The sequence below is a fragment of the Streptomyces sp. NPDC088746 genome (genome assembly GCF_044751065.1).
GTDB lineage: Bacteria > Actinomycetota > Actinomycetes > Streptomycetales > Streptomycetaceae > Streptomyces.
In genome coordinates this window covers 256,462-273,890 of the sequence record NZ_JBIVLA010000009.1, presented here as the reverse complement: position 1 = coordinate 273,890, position 17,429 = coordinate 256,462, and the positions used below count along the sequence as shown (strand labels likewise).

Annotated in this window: 16 protein-coding genes; 8 read left to right on the top strand and 8 right to left on the bottom strand. The window is 71.4% G+C overall.

Annotated elements, in window-relative coordinates:
* Positions 1–10: 10 nt before the first annotated feature.
* The 6 genes from ACIP63_RS32715 to ACIP63_RS32690 all read left to right on the top strand — a co-directional run bounded on the left by ACIP63_RS32715 (position 11) and on the right by ACIP63_RS32690 (position 7,113).
* The gene (locus tag ACIP63_RS32715) at positions 11–949 is read left to right on the top strand and encodes a VOC family protein (RefSeq protein ID WP_401523054.1); all 939 of its coding nucleotides are present in this window, start codon (positions 11–13) and stop codon (positions 947–949) included.
* A gap of 27 nt (positions 950–976) precedes the next feature.
* Positions 977–1,948 (top strand): fumarylacetoacetate hydrolase family protein, encoded by a 972-nt coding sequence (locus tag ACIP63_RS32710; RefSeq protein ID WP_401523051.1) that lies wholly within the window; start codon positions 977–979, stop codon positions 1,946–1,948.
* Entirely contained in the window at positions 1,945–2,688 is a 744-nt protein-coding gene (locus ACIP63_RS32705) for an SDR family NAD(P)-dependent oxidoreductase (RefSeq protein WP_401523048.1), read from the top strand. The genes ACIP63_RS32710 and ACIP63_RS32705 overlap by 4 nt, the downstream gene beginning before the upstream one ends.
* A 334-nt stretch (positions 2,689–3,022) precedes the next feature.
* Positions 3,023–3,820 carry a molybdate ABC transporter substrate-binding protein gene (modA, locus tag ACIP63_RS32700; RefSeq protein WP_401523045.1) on the top strand — a complete coding sequence of 266 codons (798 nt, stop codon included), beginning with the start codon at positions 3,023–3,025 and terminating at the stop codon, positions 3,818–3,820.
* Positions 3,821–3,895: 75 nt separating this feature from the next.
* The gene (locus ACIP63_RS32695; protein WP_401523042.1) at positions 3,896–5,845 is read left to right on the top strand and encodes an ABC transporter permease; all 1,950 of its coding nucleotides are present in this window, start codon (positions 3,896–3,898) and stop codon (positions 5,843–5,845) included.
* A gap of 149 nt (positions 5,846–5,994) precedes the next feature.
* A complete protein-coding gene (locus ACIP63_RS32690) occupies positions 5,995–7,113 on the top strand; it encodes a cytochrome P450 (protein ID WP_401523170.1) in 1,119 nt (372 codons plus the stop codon).
* Between the two features lie 102 nt (positions 7,114–7,215).
* Here ACIP63_RS32690 and ACIP63_RS32685 read toward each other — a convergent pair whose 3' ends face one another.
* Together ACIP63_RS32685 and ACIP63_RS32680 are read right to left on the bottom strand one after the other, a co-directional pair.
* Positions 7,216–7,800 carry a TerD family protein gene (locus ACIP63_RS32685; RefSeq protein ID WP_401523040.1) on the bottom strand — a complete coding sequence of 195 codons (585 nt, stop codon included), beginning with the start codon at positions 7,798–7,800 and terminating at the stop codon, positions 7,216–7,218.
* 279 nt (positions 7,801–8,079) lie between these two features.
* Complete coding sequence (locus ACIP63_RS32680) at positions 8,080–9,441, bottom strand: peptidase C39 family protein (RefSeq protein ID WP_401523038.1); 1,362 nt, start codon at positions 9,439–9,441, stop codon at positions 8,080–8,082.
* Between the two features lie 186 nt (positions 9,442–9,627).
* On the opposite strand from ACIP63_RS32680, the gene ACIP63_RS32675 reads away from it, so the two are divergent.
* Both ACIP63_RS32675 and ACIP63_RS32670 read left to right on the top strand, forming a co-directional pair.
* Positions 9,628–10,242, top strand: a complete 615-nt coding sequence (locus ACIP63_RS32675) for a uridine kinase (RefSeq protein WP_401523035.1) — start codon at positions 9,628–9,630, stop codon at positions 10,240–10,242.
* A gap of 367 nt (positions 10,243–10,609) precedes the next feature.
* Entirely contained in the window at positions 10,610–12,517 is a 1,908-nt protein-coding gene (locus ACIP63_RS32670) for an AAA family ATPase (RefSeq protein WP_401523033.1), read from the top strand.
* 50 nt (positions 12,518–12,567) lie between these two features.
* Here ACIP63_RS32670 and ACIP63_RS32665 read toward each other — a convergent pair whose 3' ends face one another.
* From ACIP63_RS32665 to ribH, 6 genes are all read right to left on the bottom strand, one after another.
* A complete protein-coding gene (locus tag ACIP63_RS32665) occupies positions 12,568–13,653 on the bottom strand; it encodes a hemolysin family protein (RefSeq protein ID WP_401523030.1) in 1,086 nt (361 codons plus the stop codon).
* The gene (locus tag ACIP63_RS32660) at positions 13,650–15,017 is read right to left on the bottom strand and encodes a hemolysin family protein (protein WP_401523027.1); all 1,368 of its coding nucleotides are present in this window, start codon (positions 15,015–15,017) and stop codon (positions 13,650–13,652) included. The genes ACIP63_RS32665 and ACIP63_RS32660 overlap by 4 nt, the downstream gene beginning before the upstream one ends.
* 188 nt (positions 15,018–15,205) lie before the next feature.
* The gene (locus ACIP63_RS32655; RefSeq protein WP_104790455.1) at positions 15,206–15,685 is read right to left on the bottom strand and encodes a PH domain-containing protein; all 480 of its coding nucleotides are present in this window, start codon (positions 15,683–15,685) and stop codon (positions 15,206–15,208) included.
* Between the two features lie 40 nt (positions 15,686–15,725).
* A complete protein-coding gene (gene hisG, locus ACIP63_RS32650) occupies positions 15,726–16,574 on the bottom strand; it encodes an ATP phosphoribosyltransferase (RefSeq protein WP_401523024.1) in 849 nt (282 codons plus the stop codon).
* Between the two features lie 54 nt (positions 16,575–16,628).
* Positions 16,629–16,901 carry a phosphoribosyl-ATP diphosphatase gene (locus ACIP63_RS32645; protein WP_031097852.1) on the bottom strand — a complete coding sequence of 91 codons (273 nt, stop codon included), beginning with the start codon at positions 16,899–16,901 and terminating at the stop codon, positions 16,629–16,631.
* Positions 16,902–16,936: 35 nt separating this feature from the next.
* On the bottom strand, positions 16,937–17,422 hold the full coding sequence (ribH, locus tag ACIP63_RS32640) for a 6,7-dimethyl-8-ribityllumazine synthase (RefSeq protein WP_356712634.1): 486 nt from the start codon (positions 17,420–17,422) through the stop codon (positions 16,937–16,939).
* Positions 17,423–17,429: the final 7 nt, after the last annotated feature.

Here is a 17,429-nt window from a genome sequence, read left to right as displayed (position 1 = left end):
GGAACCCACCATGAGCGCACGTCTGCTCACCCACCTGCGTCATGTCGACCTGGCGGTGCCCGACTACGACAAGCAGCTCGACTTCTACGCCGGCGTCTGGGGCCTCACCAAGGTCACCGAGGACTCCGGGATCTCCTTCCTGGCGGCCGAGGGCTCCCCGGAGCAGTACGTCGTAAGGCTGCGCAAGGCCGAGGAGAAGCGGCTCGACCTCGTCTCCTACGGCGCCGCGAGCCCGGCCGACGTGGACACCCTGGCCGAGCGGCTCCTGGCCGGCGGCGTGCAGCTGGTCTCCCGGCCCGGCGCCGTGGACACACCCGGCGGCGGGTACGGTTTCCGCTTCTTCGACGTGGACGGCCGCACCATCGAGGTCTCGGCCGACGTCCAGGTCCGGCAGCACCGGAAGATCGAGGAGAAGGAGGCCATCCCGGTCAAGCTCTCCCACGTCGTCCTCAACTCGCCCGACCTGAACCGCACCCGGGAGTGGTACGAGCGCCACCTCGGCTTCGCCCTCTCCGACACCCTCTCCTCGCCCCACATGGGTGAGGTCATGCACTTCATGCGGATCAGCAACCAGCACCACTCCATGGCCATCGCCCAGGGTCCGCACACCGCCCTGCACCACGTCTCGTTCGAGATGCGCGGCATCGACGAGTACATGCGCGGCTCCGGCCGGGTCATGCGGGCCGGCTTCCGCAAGATCTGGGGGCCCGGACGGCACATGGCGGGTGACAACACCTTCACGTACTTCCTCGACCCGCACGGCAACACCGTCGAGTACACGACCGAGCTGGAGAACCTCGACGAGGACACCTGGCACCCCCACGTCTACGACTTCTCCCAGCCCGAAGTCACCGACCAGTGGGGCACGGCCAACGCGATGAACGAACTCGTCGCCAAGGAGTCCTTCAACGACCCCGACCGCGGTGTGTTCGTCGCCCCGCCGGTCTGAGCCCGGCCCGACCCCAGGAGCCGCACCATGCGCTTCGCCGCTTATCAGCATCAGCACCGTGACCGGGTGGCCGTCGTGGACGAGGACGGCACGCTCTTCCCGTTGCCCGGCGTCACCTCACTCACCGCACTGCTCGCGGAGACCGACGGGCTGCCCGGCCTGCTCGCCGCGGGCGGGGCGGCGCTCGACGGGCCGGCCGGCCCTCCTGTCTCCCAGGTCCGGCTGCTGGCTCCGCTCCAGCCCGCGTCGGTACGCGACTTCGTCACCTTCGAGGAACACGTCGAGGGCGTGCGCCGCTCGGTCGACGGCGTCGCAGGCGTGCCCGAGCAGTGGTACGCGGCGCCGACGTTCTACTTCACCAACCCGCACGCGATCTACGGCCCCCAGGACGGCGTCCCCGTGCCGCCCGGCTCCGCCGTGCTCGACTTCGAGCTCGAAGTCGCCGCCGTCATCGGCCGGGAGGGGCACGATCTCACCCCACGGCAGGCGCGCGACCACATCGTCGGCTACACGGTCTTCAACGACTGGTCCGCCCGTGATCTGCAGTCGGCGGAGATGAAGGTCGGTCTCGGCCCCTGCAAGGGCAAGGACACCGCGACCACCCTCGGCCCGTACCTCGTGACGTCCGACGAGCTGGAGCCCCACCGGGACGCCGAGGGCTTCCTGCGTCTCGCGCTGACCGCCGAGGTCAACGGCGTGACGGTAGGCGAGGACCTGCTCTCCCACATGAGCTGGACCTTCGAGGAGATGACCGCCTACGCCTCGCGCGGCACCCGGGTCGTGCCCGGGGACGTGCTCGGTTCGGGCACGTGCGGCAACGGCGGATGCCTCGCCGAACTCTGGGGCCTACGCGGCGAGCAGACCCCGCCGCCGCTCGGGCCCGGCGACACCGTCACGCTCACGGTCGAGGGCATCGGCTCGCTGACCAGCACCGTCGTCCCGGGCACCGCGCCCGTGCCGCTGCCGGCCGGCCGGCGCCGCGACAGGCGGCGGGCGTGACGGGCCCGGGCGCCCCGCGGCTCCGGGACAAGGTCGTGGTCGTCACGGGGGCCGCCCGTGGCCAGGGCGCCGCCGAGGCGGCGGCCCTGGCCCGGGAGGGCGCCCGTGTCGTCGCCACCGACGTGGAACCCCGGGACGGCTGCCGGCGGCTCGACGTCACCAGTGAGGAGGAGTGGGCCGAACTCGCCGCCGAGCTGCGGGACTCGTACGGCGAGGTGCACGGCCTCGTCAACAACGCCGGCATCACCTGGCGGGCCCGGATCGGCGACGTACGCTCCGAGGACATGGCGCGGGTCCACGCCGTCAACGTCACCGGGCCCCTCCTCGGCATCCAGCACCTCGCCCCGCTCATGCCCCGCGGTGCCTCCGTCGTCAACGTCGGCTCGTCGGCGGCCCTCACCGGCCACTACCCGGTGGCCTACACCACCAGCAAGTGGGCGCTGCGGGGCCTGTCGAGGACCGCGGCGCTGGAGCTCGGTGCGCGGGGCATCCGCGTCAACACCGTCCACCCCGGCTACATCGAGACCGAGATGACCGCCTCCGCGGCGCCCGCGTTCCGCGACGCCAACGTTCGCGAGACGCCGCTGGGCCGCACCGGGACGGCCGACGAGGTCGCCCCGCTCGTCGTCTTCCTGCTGTCGGACGAGTCGTCTTTCATCACCGGTGCGGACATCCCCGTGGACGGCGGCCTCACCGCGCACGGCGGCGTCAAGTCCGTCTCCGACGCCCTGCGCGAGTGAACGCCGGAGCCGGGCTGTTCAGGAGCTGAGATCCGGTACAGGTGCGGCGGCGCATGAGCAGGACGAAGTCGCCCATGGCGATCGGCAGGAGCTTCGCCCCACCGGCCCGCCGTCGACGACCTCGACTCCGTCATCTACGGCCTCCACAGTCGGACCATCCTCCAGGCGTGACCGCATGTGCCATGGAGATTCGTATTAAGCTTTGTAAATACGAGCAGGGCTCCACTAATCTGTCGCACATGCAGCCCCGAACCGGGGATCGTCCCGCTCGGCGCGGCTCTCCGACACCCGCCCGGGCGGCACAGGCCGGCCGCGTTTCCAAGGAGCCCTCCGCATGTCTCTCACCTTGACCCGGCGGCGTACCGCGGCCGCCGTCCTCACGGCGGCTCTCCTCGTTCCGCTGGCCGCCTGCGGCAGCGACGACAAGAAGGACTCGGGTGACAAGGCGTCGGCATCCGGGGCGGCGGAGGCCGACCTGACGGTTCTGGCCGCCTCCTCGCTCACCGACGTCTTCAGGACGGCCGGTGCGGCCTACGAGCAGAAACACCCCGGGACCGAGGTGACCTTCTCGTTCGCCGGCTCGCAGGAGCTTGCCGCGCAGGTCGAGCAGGGCGCACCCGCCGACGCGCTGGTGACGGCGGACACCAGGACGATGGACGGGCTGAAGTCCGACACCGGGTCGCCGACCGTCATCGCGAAGAACCGTCTGGTGATCGCCACGGGCAAGGGCAACCCGGAGAAGATCGAGACCCTGAAGGACCTCGCCGACCCCGGGCTCAAGGTCGTCCTCGCCGCGCCCGAGGTGCCGGTCGGGCGCTACAGCCGGCAGATCCTGGACGCGCAGAAGATCGACGTGAAGCCCGTCTCCCAGGAGCCCAACGTCCGTGCCGTCCTCAGCAAGGTCGAACTCGGCGAGGCGGACGCCGGCCTCGTCTACAGGACCGACGCCGCCACCGCGACCGACAAGATCGACGCGGTCGACATCCCGGACGCGCAGAACGCCGTAGCCTCCTACCCGGCGGCGACCCTGAAGACCTCCGGGAACAGCGAGGCCGCGACCGCGTTCGTGGCATGGCTGTCCACCCCCGAGGCCCAGAAGATCCTCGCCGACGCCGGCTTCCAGAAGCCGTAGCAGGCATCCGCTCCGTGCGGGCGTCCCGTCCCCGGGGCTGGACGCCGGCACGGCACTTCAGCATCGGGGATCCTCATGAGACGCCTTCGCCGCCGCGCCACCGGCCCCCGCGCCCCGATCGCCCTGGTGATCCCCGCACTGCTGGCCATCGCCTTCCTGCTCCTGCCTCTGCTGGGGGTCATCACCCGTACGTCCTGGTCCGACCTGGGCGCTCACCTGACCAGCCCCGGGACGACCCAGGCGCTGAAGCTCTCCCTGCTCGTCTCCGCCTGGGCCCTGGGGCTCTCCCTCGTCCTCGGTGTGCCGCTGGCCTGGCTCCTGGCCCGCGTCGACTTCCCCGGCAAGGCGTTCGTCCGCTCTCTCGTCCTCCTGCCGATGGTCCTGCCACCGACGGTCGGCGGCGTCGCACTCCTTCTGGCCTTCGGCCGGCGCGGGCTCCTCGGCCCGTGGCTGGAGGACACGTTCGGAATCACGCTGCCGTTCCACACCTCCGGCGCCGTCCTGGCCGCGACCTTCGTCGCCATGCCGTTCCTGATCATCAGTCTCGAAGGAGCGCTGGGCGGGCTGCGCCCACGCTACGAGGAGACCGCGGCCTCCCTGGGAGCCTCACCGGTACGGGTGTTCTTCACCGTCACCCTGCCCATGGTCGCCCCCGGTCTCGCCGCGGGCGCGGCGCTGACCTGGGCGCGGGCCCTCGGCGAGTTCGGCGCGACCATCACCTTCGCCGGAAACCTCCCCGGCACGACGCAGACGCTTCCGCTCCAGGTCTACCTGCTGCTCCAGGACAGCCCGGAAGCCGCGACCTCTGTCTCACTCCTCCTGCTGGTGATCGCCATGGCCGTACTCGTCGCACTGCGCGGACGATGGACCGGCACCCCGGATTCCCCCCGGCCGCGCTCCCCGGCCGACGATCCGGACCCGGCGCCGCGGCTGGACACGCGTGCCGCCTCGGAGGTCACGCCCGGCACCGGTGACACGGGGGCAGGGGCAGGCTGGCCGCTCCACGCCACCGTCACGGGTTTCGACGACCTGACGCTGGACGCGGACGCCGGGACCACCATCGCGGTCGTCGGCCCCAACGGCGCCGGAAAGACCACCCTGCTACGCGCGCTCCTCGGCCTCACCCCGCGCGCCCACGCCGAACTCCGGCTCGGCGACACCGACGTCACCGCGCTCCCCCCGCACCGCAGGGGCGTCGCGTGGGTCCCCCAGGACGGGGCGCTCTTCCCCCACATGAGCGCCTCGGCCAATACCGCGTACGGGCTCCGCGCCCGTGGTGTCCCGCGCGCCGAGGCCCGCCGCAGTGCGCAGACGTGGCTGGACCGTCTGGGCGTAGGGCATCTCGCACACCGCAGACCGGGTCAGATCTCCGGGGGCCAGGCCCAGCGTGTCGCGCTCGCCCGGGCGTTGGCCGCCCGGCCGCGGCTGCTCCTCCTCGACGAACCGCTGGCGGCCCTCGACCAGACCACCCGCGCCCACGTCCGGCACACCCTCCGCCGACATCTCGACGGCTTCGGGGGCGTGTGCCTCATCGTCACCCACGACCCCGTCGAAGCCGTGGCGCTCGCCGACCGGGTCCTCGTCCTCGACGACGGACGGACCCTCCAGGACGCCCCGCCCGCCGAGGTCACCCGCAACCCGCGCTCCCCCTGGGTCGCCCGGATGCTCGGCCGCAACGCCTGGCCCGGCACCGCCACCGACACCGGCATCCGACTCACCGACGGCGGCCTCCTCGTGGCCGCGGAGACGCTCCCGCCGGGCACGGACTCCCTCGCGATCATCCCTCCGGAAGCCGTCTCCGTGCACAGGGACAAGCCGGCCGGCAGCCCGCGTAACGTCTGGTCAGGCACCGTACGGGAGATCACCACCAGCGGAAGCCGGCTGCGGGTCCTGATCATCTCGGACCAGGTGCCGGACCTCGTCGCCGAGATCACTCCTGAGGCCCTCGCGGAACTCGGCCTCGCCGAGGGAAGCTCCGTCTGGACCAGCGTCAAGGCCACGGAGGCGACCGTCGTCGCCCTCTGAGCGGACCGGGTGGCGGGAAGCCGTGGTGCCGGCCGACCGCAGCCCCGCCGGGGATGATGGTCCCCCGCATCCGGTTGGAGCCTGACACCTTGAACAACGCCGCCGAGGACGCCCAGTTCGCCCGCGACCCCTACCCCGCGTACGCGGCCATGCGCTCCGAATGCCCCGTACGGGCTGTGGCGTCCGGGTCCGGCGGACGCCACAGCTACCTGGTCACGGGCTACGAGGAGGCCCGGCTGGCTCTCGGCGACGCCCGGCTGTCCAAGGACACCGCCGCCTTCTTCGCCGGCAAGGACTCGAAGCGCCGGCTGCATCCCGCCGTCGCGCACACCATGCTGGCCGCCGACCCGCCCCAGCACACCAGGCTCCGCAAGCTGGTCACCGGCGCGTTCACGAGCGGCGCCGTCGCCGGGCTGCGCCCCTTCATCACCCGGCTGACCGACGAACTGCTGGACCGGTGGCCCGCCGACGGGCCGGTCGACCTCGTCGCCGGCCTCGCCGTCCCTCTTCCGGTCATGGTGATCTGCGAACTGCTGGGCGTTCCTGAGACCGACCGGCGTCGGGTTCAGCACTGGTCCGCCGAACTGTTCGCCGCCGGAGAGCCCGGCCGCACCGACGCCGCCTCGTACGCCGTCGCTGAATACATGACCGGCCTCATCGCGTCGAAGCGCCTCCGGCCGGGCGATTCGCTCCTGGACCGTCTCATCGCCGCGCGCGACGGCGAGGACCACCTCGACGAGGAGGAGCTGGTCTCCCTGGCCGTGCTGCTGCTCGTCGCGGGGCACGAGACGACCACCCACTTCCTGGGCAACGCCGCACTGGCCCTGCTGCGGCACCCCGCCGCGATGGAACGCCTGCGCAGCGACCCGGACGCCCTCCCGCACGCACTGGACGAGCTGCTCCGCTTCGACGCGCCGGTCAGCTCCTCCACCTTCCGGTTCACCACGGAAGCCATCACCCTGGGCGGAACCGAGATCCCCGCGGGCGTCCCCGTCCTCGTCGCCCTCGGAGCCGCCAACCGGGACCCGGGACGCTTCCCGGCGCCGGACCGGCTCGACCTGGACCGGGACGCGAGCGGTCATCTCAGCTTCGGCCACGGCATCCACCGCTGCGTCGGCGCGCCCCTCGCGAAGGCCGAGGCCCACATCGCCCTGCGCGCGATCCTGACGCGCTTCCCCGGCGTCCGGCTCGCCGTGCCGGACGAGCGGCTGGTGTGGCGGCGCACCCGTCTTGTCCGCGGGCTGGATTCTCTGCCCGTTCTGACCTGACGCGCCGGCCCGGCCGGATCCCCTTCACGGGGGCCCCGGCCGGCAGAAGGCCTGCGGCCCGAGGTCACACGGCCCCCGCCTGGGGCGGTCCGTGCGAGAGCCCTACTTGCTGATCGCGAAGCGCATCAGCGCGTGCTCGTCACCCTGCTTGATCTTCCCCGCCGAGTTGATCACTTCGAGTTTCCATGTGCCCCCGACCCGCACGGCCTTCGCGACCGCGCAGCCGTTCTCCTGGGTCAGCAGGCTGGGCCAGATGTCGGCCACCTGCTGGGCGCTGCCGCCTGTCGCGTCGTAGACCTTGAAGCTGATGTTGCGGGCTTTCTGGAAGGAACTCCCCTTCTTGAAAGCGGCGGCGACGAAGACGATCGACGTGATGTTGGCGGGGATGCGCGCGAATTCGACCGTGACGGTCTCGTCGTCGCCGTCACCGCGCCCTGTCTGGTTGTCGCCGCTGTGCACCAGGGAGCCGTTGCCCATGGGGTCCAGCGAGTCCAGGCCCGCCAGACGCACCGGGTCGGCGCCCTGCACGGCGATGGCGATCAGGTCGAGGTCGGTGCCGGTCTTGCGGCGCAGCATGCCCATGACCCCGCCGCTCGTACCGGCCGTGGGGTCCCAGGACACGCCGATGGACAGATGGGTGACTCCGTCCAGGTCTGCCGGTCCGTCTTCCTTGGTGAGCGTGATCATGCGTGGGCCGTCCTCTGCTGAAGGAAATACAACACGCAGAGTGTGCCTGTCGCCCCGGCAGCGCGATACGCCGGGCCTCACCTCTTCACACTGTCCCGGTGGCGCTGTCCCGGCCAAGGGACCGCGCCCCCCTTCCGTCCGGTGCGTGCCGCGACTGTGCCGGTTCCGCCGGCGACCATGGGGCGCCGAGGTCACCGTCGACCGGCACGGCCACCTCACGCAGGACGGTCAGCAGCGCGGCCGTCAGGTCGTCGAGGTGGCCGTGGGGGCCTCACACGGTCACATCAGACGCAGCGACCGGAGGACACTGCGCTGGCCTGCCGTGGGGGCAGCCGGCCAGTAGACGTAGCAGACCCCTCCCGTGCCGCTCCTGACCGCGCCGTTCGCGTCGTACCTCTTCGTGCGGAGCCAGACGTTCTCCCACTCGCGCCGCCGGTAGACGCGGCGTACCGCGTCGTTGGACGGGGACGCGGGGTCGTTGGCGATCACGTCGCCGTCGGCCGTGAAGCCGATGACGGTCATCAGGTGACCCGAGGTCCCGTAACCCGCCCCTGTCAGCTCGCCCTTGACGAACGACTGGGACGTGATGACCGGGATGCCCGCGGCGATCAGCTCCTCCACATCGGTGAGCGACCCCAGCCGGGTGACCACGGCGTTCATGTCCTTGTACGTCGCGGCGTAGGCGGCGTTGAAGGGCCAGTTGCCACATCCTTCGTACTGGTAGTCGAAGGTGTGACGCGCCGCGTGGCACACCTGCGGGTCGGGGATGCCGGGCTTGACCCAGGCCAGGTCCTCCGGGGTGGGCTTGCGGCCCCAGTACTCGATGATCATCTGCGAGGAGGTGGGGCTGCACCACGCCTCGCCGCCGTTGTCGTACTCCGGGTACTGCCCCACGTGGACGTTCTGCGAGTAGCGGGGCACCGTCAGTTCCCGGGCGGTGCCGGGTTCCGTGGCGGGGACGGTGAAGCGGTCGGGGATGTCCGAGGCCATGGCGCCGACCCGGTGGACCGTGGGCGTGAGGCCGGTACCGGGGGTGCGGTGGAGGGTGAGCCGCAGGCGGTAGGAGGCCAGCCGCAGGCCGCTCGCCGCGTCGTCCACGGAGAAGGTGTCGGTCCAGACCGAGCTCCTGCCGTCGGTCTGGTCGTCCACGGAGGTGCGGCGGATGTCCGTGTCACCGGCCGCCCAGCGGCCCATCACGTACCAGGGCGTGTCCGTCCCGTCGGAGTAGCTGCCGCGCAGATCCACCTGGATCCAGGTGCCCTGCGGGGTGTGGGCGTTCCAGGAGGCGATCACCTCGGTGGCGGGGACGGCCGAGCGGTGGACCGGAGAGGTCCAGGTCGCGTACTCCCAGGTGCTGGTCCTGCCGGTGTGCGGGTCGGTGTAGTCGGTGCTCCCGGCGGGGGCGGAGATCTCCAGGCCCGGCCGGCGTCCGGCGACCGCGCGGGTCCCGGCGGACGTACCGCAGCGCCAGTCGGTGTACGTCGTCCAGAAACGGTTGTCCACGAGCGAGGCTGCCGCCGGTGATGGGGAGGTACGGGAGGGGGCGGCGCTCGCGGGGCCGGCGGAGGCCACGGCGCCTGCCCCTGCCGCTGCCGCGAGCGCGGCGGTGAGCACGGTCCTGCGTGAAGTCGGTCTGGTCATGGGCGAGACCCCCGGTCGTTGAGCGGATTGGGGCTGCGGGTGCCGATCGGTGCGCCAACTATTGCGGGTCGAGGACGGATCCGGCCAGTGATTCGCCCCGTGCCGCGTCAGCAATATTGGTCTGGTCCACTGGCGTGACCTGGGCGGGGCCGCGAGGGGCGCCGCGGACTCTCGTAGGGTGGGGACATGAACGACCTGGCGGACCACGCGCGCCGGCTGCGCTCCCTGCCCCCCTCCTGCGGGCCGGTGCGGCTGATCGCCGTCGACGGGCACGCGGGGTCCGGCAAGAGCACCTTCGCCGACCGCCTGGCCGCAGCGCTCGGCGACGCCCCCGTACTGCGCCTGGACGACCTGGCCACGCACGAGGAGCTCTTCGCCTGGACGGACAGGCTCCGGGCGCAGGTCCTGGATCCACTCTCGCGCGGAGAGTCCGCACGCTATGCCCCGTACGACTGGACGGCCCGGCACTTCGGCCCGCCGAGGACGCTGGACCCCGCCCCCGTGGTCCTGATCGAGGGGGTGGGGGCCGGGCGCACCGCGGTGCGGCCGTATCTCGCGGGGCTGCTGTGGGTCGAGGGGGAGAGTGAGGCGTCCTGGGAGCGGGGCCGGCTGCGCGACGGCCCGGGCCTCTCGGACTTCTGGGACGGCTGGACCGTCGCCGAGCACCGTCATTTCGCCGACGACCCCTCATATCCCTTCGCGGATGCGGTGATACGGCGGATGCCCACGGGATACACGTGGCTGGATGGCCCTCACCCGACAGCGGTGACGAGTCGAATCGTCACGGACAGTAAAACGTGAGGGCCGCCATACCGGGCAGTACGAAAAAGCCCCGGAGCCGCCCCAACTCGGCTTGACCGAGGAGCCGTACAGGTCTTACGTTCTCAATGTGCGGCTTTTCGGAGCCCCCGCAGACGCGAAGCCCCCGGTTGTTCCCCCGTGATCGGGGGCTTCGTTCTGCCCTCACACCTCGCCGGACCGGGCCGTTCCCTCACCCTCGGTCACGGCCGTCGAAGCGCCGGTTACGCACTTAACCGCTCACTCCCTGTACAGGTACGATGCGTCTCGGGTGTGGTCAATTCCCGTCCCCGGCACGGTGATTAGGGGCGCCGAGCTGGGCATGCTGTGCGGGCGGGACATTCTGGGGGCACGGTTTGTGGGGGACCTGATGGACATCGGCACGCCGGGCACGCAGGCCCCGGCCGACCTTGCCTGGCTGCGTGGGGTGGACGCCTACACCATGGGCGCGTACCCCCAGGCCGAGGAGGAGTTCAGAGCGGCGGTGCGTCTCGACCCCGGCATGGCGGACGGCTGGCTGGGCCTGCACGCGCTGCGGATCGACACCACCACGGCGCTGTTACGCATGTACCGCCACCGCGACCGCTTCGGCGAGCAGCGCACCCGTCATCGCCGCACGCTCAACTCGTGGTACTGGCTGGGGTGGTGGGTCCAGCCCGTGCTGGAGAGCCCGCGCGATCTGCTCCTCGCGCACGCCTCGCACTGGCTGGACGGCCGCCATGTGCCGGAGCTGGACCGGGCGTTGGCGGGTCTTCCGCCGGTCGACGCCGATCCCCAGGTCCGCTTCCTGCACGCCTGCCGCTCCTACCTGGTCAAGGACTGGGACCAGCTCGTGCGCACCACGGAGCCGCTCATCGACGATCCGCTGCTCGGGATCGAGGCGGGCCTCTTCGGCGGCATGGCGCGGGTGCGCCTGGAGATGTACGGGCAGGCGGAGCCTCTGCTCTCCGCCGCGCTGATGCGCTGCCGCAGCGAGCAGCCGCAGCGCAAGGAGCTGCGTTACTGGCTGGCACGGGCCCACGAGGGCACCGGCCGCAGCGCGGCGGCCCTGCCGCTGTACCGGGCGGTCCACCGCGTGGACCCGGCCTTCATGGACACCTCGGCCCGGCTCGCCGCGATCTCCGAGGGGGACGGCTACGACGAGGCCGCCGACCTCGCGGCGGTCTCACTTGCCGGCTTCGGCTCGGACGGCACGGGCATGGAGGGCCGGGCCGACGGCGACCTGGCGCTCGGCACCGAATTGGTGGACGGCCGTGAGCCCTGGCTCGGCGGTGACCCTCAGGTCCTGCCCGGGGCCGTGGTGCCGCCGCCGGGTTCCGCTGCCGCCGGGGCACGGCAGAAGCCCGGAGCGCCGCGGGCCGCCTCCTTCCCCGCGGGGCCGAGCGACCCGGTGATGCTCGCGGAGGCCCTGGCGGAGCTTGAGCGCATGGTCGGCCTCGAACCCGTGAAACGCCAGGTCAAGGCCCTGTCCGCGCAGCTGAACATGGCACGTCTCCGTGCGGAGCAGGGGCTTCCGGTGCAGCCGCCGAAGCGCCACTTCGTCTTCTCCGGGCCGTCCGGGACGGGCAAGACCACGGTCGCCCGCATCCTGGGCCGGGTCTTCTACGCCCTCGGGCTCCTCGGCGGCGACCATCTGGTGGAGGCCCAACGGTCCGATCTGGTCGGTGAGTTCCTCGGGCAGACAGCCGTGAAGGCCAACGAGCTGATCGATTCGGCACTCGGCGGGGTGCTCTTCGTGGACGAGGCGTACAGCCTTTCCAACTCCGGTTACAGCAAGGGCGACGCGTACGGCGACGAGGCCCTCCAGGTCCTCCTCAAGCGGGCCGAGGACAACAGGGACCACCTGGTCGTGATCCTCGCCGGCTATCCGGAAGGCATGGACCGGCTGCTCTCCACCAATCCGGGGCTCTCCTCACGCTTCACCACCCGGGTCGACTTCCCGAGCTACCGCCCCCTCGAACTCACCGCGATCGGCGGGGTGCTGGCCGCCGAGAACGGCGATGTGTGGGACGAGGAGTCCCTCGACGAGCTGCGCAGCATCAGCGGGCACGTGGTCGAACAGGGCTGGATCGACGAGCTGGGCAACGGCCGCTTCCTGCGCACCCTGTACGAGAAGAGCTGCGCCTACCGTGATCTGCGGCTGTCCGGCTACACCGCCGTGCCGACCCGGGACGATCTGGCCACGCTGCGGCTGCCGGACCTGATGCAGGCCTACGGCGAGGTGCTGTCGGGCCGGGGCCCGGTGGACCGGGGGAAGCAGGAACCCGGCGCCCTGTAGGCCCGCTGTCCGCCGGACGGCCCCGGCGAGGGGCCGTCCGGCGGCGGGGGTCAGCCCAGCGGCGCCATGGCCTTCGGCACCTCCACCGTGCGGCGGGGCACCGAGACGTGGTGGGCCGGGTCGCGGACCTCGCCCACGAGCATCTCCAGGACGTCCTCCATGGCGACCAGGCCGAGCACCCTGCCGGACGCGTCGGCGACCTGGGCGAGATGCGTGGCCGCGCGGCGCATGACCGTCAGGGCGTCGTCGAGCGGGAGCTCCGCCCGGACGGTCGCCATCGGGCGCCAGATCTGCTGCGGCACGGCCCGCTCGCCGTCCTCCAGCTCCAGGACGTCCTTGACGTGCAGATAACCCATGAACGGGCCGCCGCCCTCGGCGCAGACGGGGAAGCGCGAGTAGCCGGTCCGCACGGTGAGCTCCTCTATGCGGCGCGGGGTGACGGAGGGATCCACCGTCACCAGGGAGGCCCGGTCGAGCAGCACGTCGGTGACGGGCCTGGTGCCCAGTTCGAGAGCGTCCCCGAGGCGGTCCCGCGCTTCCGGTTCCAGCAGACCGGCCATGCCGGCGTCCTCCACCAGCCGGTTGAGCTGCTCACTGGTGAAGACGGCCTCGACCTCGTCCTTCGGCTCGACCTTGAAGAGCCGCAGGACGAGATTGGCGCAGGCGCCGAGCGCGGAGGTGACGGGCCTGCAGAGCCGGGCGAAGCCGACCAGGCCTGGGCTGAGCCACATCGCGGTCTTCTCGGGTGCGGCCATCGCCAGGTTCTTCGGGACCATCTCGCCGATGACGAGGTGGAGGAAGACCACGGAGACGAGGGCCACCGCGAAGCCGAGCGGATGGACGAGCCCTTCGGGCACGCGTGCCGCGTGGAAGACCGGCTCCAGGAGGTGAGCCACGGTCGGCTCCGCGACGGCGCCGAGCGTGAGGGAGCAGACGGTGATGCCGAACTGCGCGGCGGCCATCATCTGCGGCAGGTTCTCCAGGCCGTACAGGACCTGTCTGGCCCGACTCGACCCCCCTGCCGCCAGGGGCTCGACCTGGCTGCGCCGCACGGAGACGAGCGCGAACTCGGCTCCGACGAAGAATCCGTTCGCCAGCACCAGGAGACCGGCGAAGATCAGCTGTACGAAGCTCATCGCACGGCCTCCAGCAGGTCCTGGGTGAGCCGTCCGGCCGGAGCCTGCGGCAGGTCCGTCAGCCGGACGAAGCGGACCCGCTCGGCACGGTAGTGGCCGACCTGGCGGACGGAGATCCGCCAGCCGGGGAGTTCGGCCCGGTCACCGGGGGCGGGGATGCGTCCCAGCAGGTCGGCGACCAGCCCCGCCACGGTCTCGTACGGCCCTTCGGGTACGTCGAGGCCTATACGGCGCAGGGTCAGCACCCGGGTGCTGCCCTCCACGTCCCAGCCGGCCCGGCCGTCGTCGGCGACGACGGGGGTCAGCTCGGGGCGGTCGGCGCCCTCCACGTCGTGCTCGTCCCTGACCTCGCCGACGAGTTCCTCGATGATGTCCTCGAGGGTGACGACACCGGCGGTGCCGCCGTACTCGTCGACCACGACGGCGATCGGCTGCTCGCTGCGCAGCCGCTGGAGCAGCTGTTCGACGGGCAGGGTCTCCGGCACCAGGAGCGGTGCCACGGCGATCCGGCTCACCGGGGTGCGCAGCCGGTCCTGGGAGGGGACGGCCAGGGCGTTCTTGAGGTGGACCATGCCGACGACCTCGTCGATGCGGTCCTGGTAGACGGGGAAGCGGGAGAGGCCCGTGGCCCGTGTGAGGTTGAGGACGTCCGCCGCGGTGGCCGACGTCTGGAGCGCGCTGACCTTCACGCGCGGGGTCATGACGTGCTGCGCGGTGAGGCCGGCGAGGGACAGGGTCCGCACGAAGAGATCGGCGGTGTCCTGCTCCAGGGTGCCTGCCTCGGCGGAGTGCCGGGCCAGCGAGACGAGTTCACCCGGGGTCCTGGCCGAGGCGAGCTCGTCGGTGGGTTCGACCCCCAGCAGCCTGACCAGCCGGTTCGCGACGGTGTTCAGTGCGGTGATCACCGGGCGCAGGACGGTGGAGAAGCGGTGCTGGGGCCCGGCGACGAACCGGGCGACCTGGAGCGGCCGGGAGACCGCCCAGTTCTTGGGCACGAGCTCGCCGATCACCATCTGGACGGCGGAGGCGAACAGCATGCCGATCACGACGCTCACCCCGGGTACGGCCCCTTCGGGCAGCCCGGTGGCGGTGAGCGGTCCGGCGAGCAGCTGGGCGAGCGCCGGTTCGGCGAGCATGCCGACGACCAGCGAGGTGATGGTGATGCCGAGCTGGGTGCCGGAGAGCTGGAAGGAGAGTTCACGCAGGGCGGCGACGACGGTACGGGCCCGGCGGTCGCCTTCGGCGGCGGCGCGTTCGGCGTCCGGCCGTTCCACCGTGACGAGCCCGAATTCGGCTGCCACGAAGAACCCGTTGGCGAGGATGAGAAGGAATGCCGCGAGGAGCAGCAACAGGGGGGTGGTCATGCCGCCGCCTCCGGGGAGAGGGCGGCGCAGGTACTACCGGACGATCCGTCCATTGCTGGAGGGAGTCACTCCTTGGGTCGCAGGAATCTGCCCCGCGGCCTCGGGGGGCCTTGTGGTGCGGGGCGGGGCGCACCCGGTGCGCCACCGGATCCAGAATAATCGGGATCGTGGCGTACGGGGCAGGGGGCTCAGCCGTTCTCCGTGGCGTCGTTCACTCCGCTGCCGTGGAATTCGGCGAGAGCGCGGAGCGTACGGGCGTCGCTGATGGCCCGTTCCCGGGCGATTCCGGGCTGGATTCCGAGGGCGGGCATGCTGGTCCCGTCGCTGAGGTCGAGGAAGACCCACGGGTCTCCGGCGCGCAGATTGACGCGGAGGATCTCGGCCCAGGCCAGTCGGCGGGTGCGGGTGATGTTGACCACCGTGACCCCCGTCTCGTCGGCGGTGACGCGGGGCCTGCTCAGCATGGCGAGGACACCGAAGAAGAGCAGGGCGACGAAGACGAAGCTGGTCCGCTCCCCCGCGCTGAGGTTCTCCAGTATCAGCGCGACCGCGGTGATGACGACGAACATCGCCGCCCCCACCGCCAGCAGGACCACTCGGGTGAGGGTGGGCCTGAAGGTGGCCGGAAGAGCGGGGAGTTCGGTCGGCCGGGGCGCGGGGGCGGACATGGCGGCGCTGTCGTCCTTCGGTGTGCTCGTGGTCCGGCCGTCAGAGGCGGCAGGCGTGGATGGCCGTCGTGAGGATGGCGCGGGCGCCCAGCTCGTAGAGGTCGTCCATGATCCGCTGGGCCTCCTTGGAGGCGACCATGGAACGGACGGCGACCCAGCCCTCGTGGTGCAGCGGGGAGATGGTCGGCGACTCCAGGCCCGGGGTGAGGGCGACGGCGCGCTCCAGGTGCTCGACCCGGCAGTCGTAGTCCATCATCACGTAGGTGCGGGCGACCAGGACGCCCTGGAGACGGCGCAGGAACTGCTGCACCTTGGGGTCCTCGGCGTCGGCGCCCTTGCGGCGGATGACGACGGCTTCCGACGTCATGATGGGCTCGCCGATGACCTCGAGCCCGGCGTTGCGCAGGCTGGTGCCGGTCTCGACGACATCGGCGATGACCTGGGCGACACCGAGTTCGATGGCGGTCTCGACCGCGCCGTCGAGGTGCACGACGGAGGCCTTCACGCCGGCGTCGGCGAGGTGGGCCGCGACGATGCCCTCGTAGGACGTGGCGATCGTCATGCCGTCGAAGTCCTTGGGGCCGGTGGCCGTGCCGGGCTTGGTGGCGTAGCGGAAGGTCGAGCGCGCGAAGCCGAGCTGGAGGATCTCCTCGGCCTCGGCCCCGGAGTCCAGCAGCAGGTCGCGGCCGGTGATGCCGATGTCGAGGCGGCCGGAGCTGACGTAGATGGCGATGTCGCGCGGCCGCAGGTAGAAGAACTCGACCTCGTTGGTCGGGTCGACCAGGACGAGTTCCTTCGACTCCTTGCGCTGCTGGTAGCCGGCCTCATGGAGCATCGCCATCGCAGGCCCGGAGAGTGAACCCTTGTTGGGGACGGCGATGCGCAGCATGAGGTCGGGTTTCCTTTGTGCGGAGGGATGTTCGGGGGACGTGCGGGGTGTGGCTCAGAGGTGGGCGTAGACGTCGTCGAGGGAGATCCCGCGCGCGACCATCATCACCTGGACGTGGTAGAGCAGCTGCGAGATCTCCTCGGCGGCGGCTTCCTTGCCCTCGTATTCGGCGGCCATCCAGACCTCGGCGGCCTCCTCGACGACCTTCTTGCCGATGGCATGCACACCCTTGTCCACCAGCTCGGCGGTGCGGGAGGTGGAGGGATCGCCGTCGGCGGCCTTGAGCTGCAGCTCGGCGAAGAGCTCTTCGAAGGTTTTGTTGGCCATGATGGTCCTAAGAATACGGGGTCCGGGAGCGCTGCTCAGCGCCAGGGTTCGCTGACGGTGCGCAGTGTGGCGGCGGTGGCCACGGCGGCGGTGACCGCTTCGTGCCCCTTGTCCTCGTTGGAGCCCTCGAGTCCGGCGCGGTCCAGTGCCTGTTCCTCGTCGTCACAGGTGAGCACGCCGAATCCGACGGGTACGCCGGTGTCGACCGTGACCTGGGTGAGGCCGTTGGTCACGCCCTGGGACACGTATTCGAAGTGGGGAGTGCCGCCGCGGATGATCACGCCGAGGGCGACGATCGCGTCGTAGCCCCGGCCGGCGAGGACCTTGGCCACCACGGGGAGCTCGAAGCTGCCGGGGACCCGGAGCAGCGTCGGCTCGTCGATGCCGAGGTCACGCAGGGCGCGCAGGGCCCCGTCGACGAGCCCGTCCATGACCTTCTCGTGCCACTGGGCAGCGATCACCGCCACCCGCAGGTCTCCGCAGTTGCGTACGGACAGTTCGGGTGCGCCCTTGCCGCTCATGTCTCTC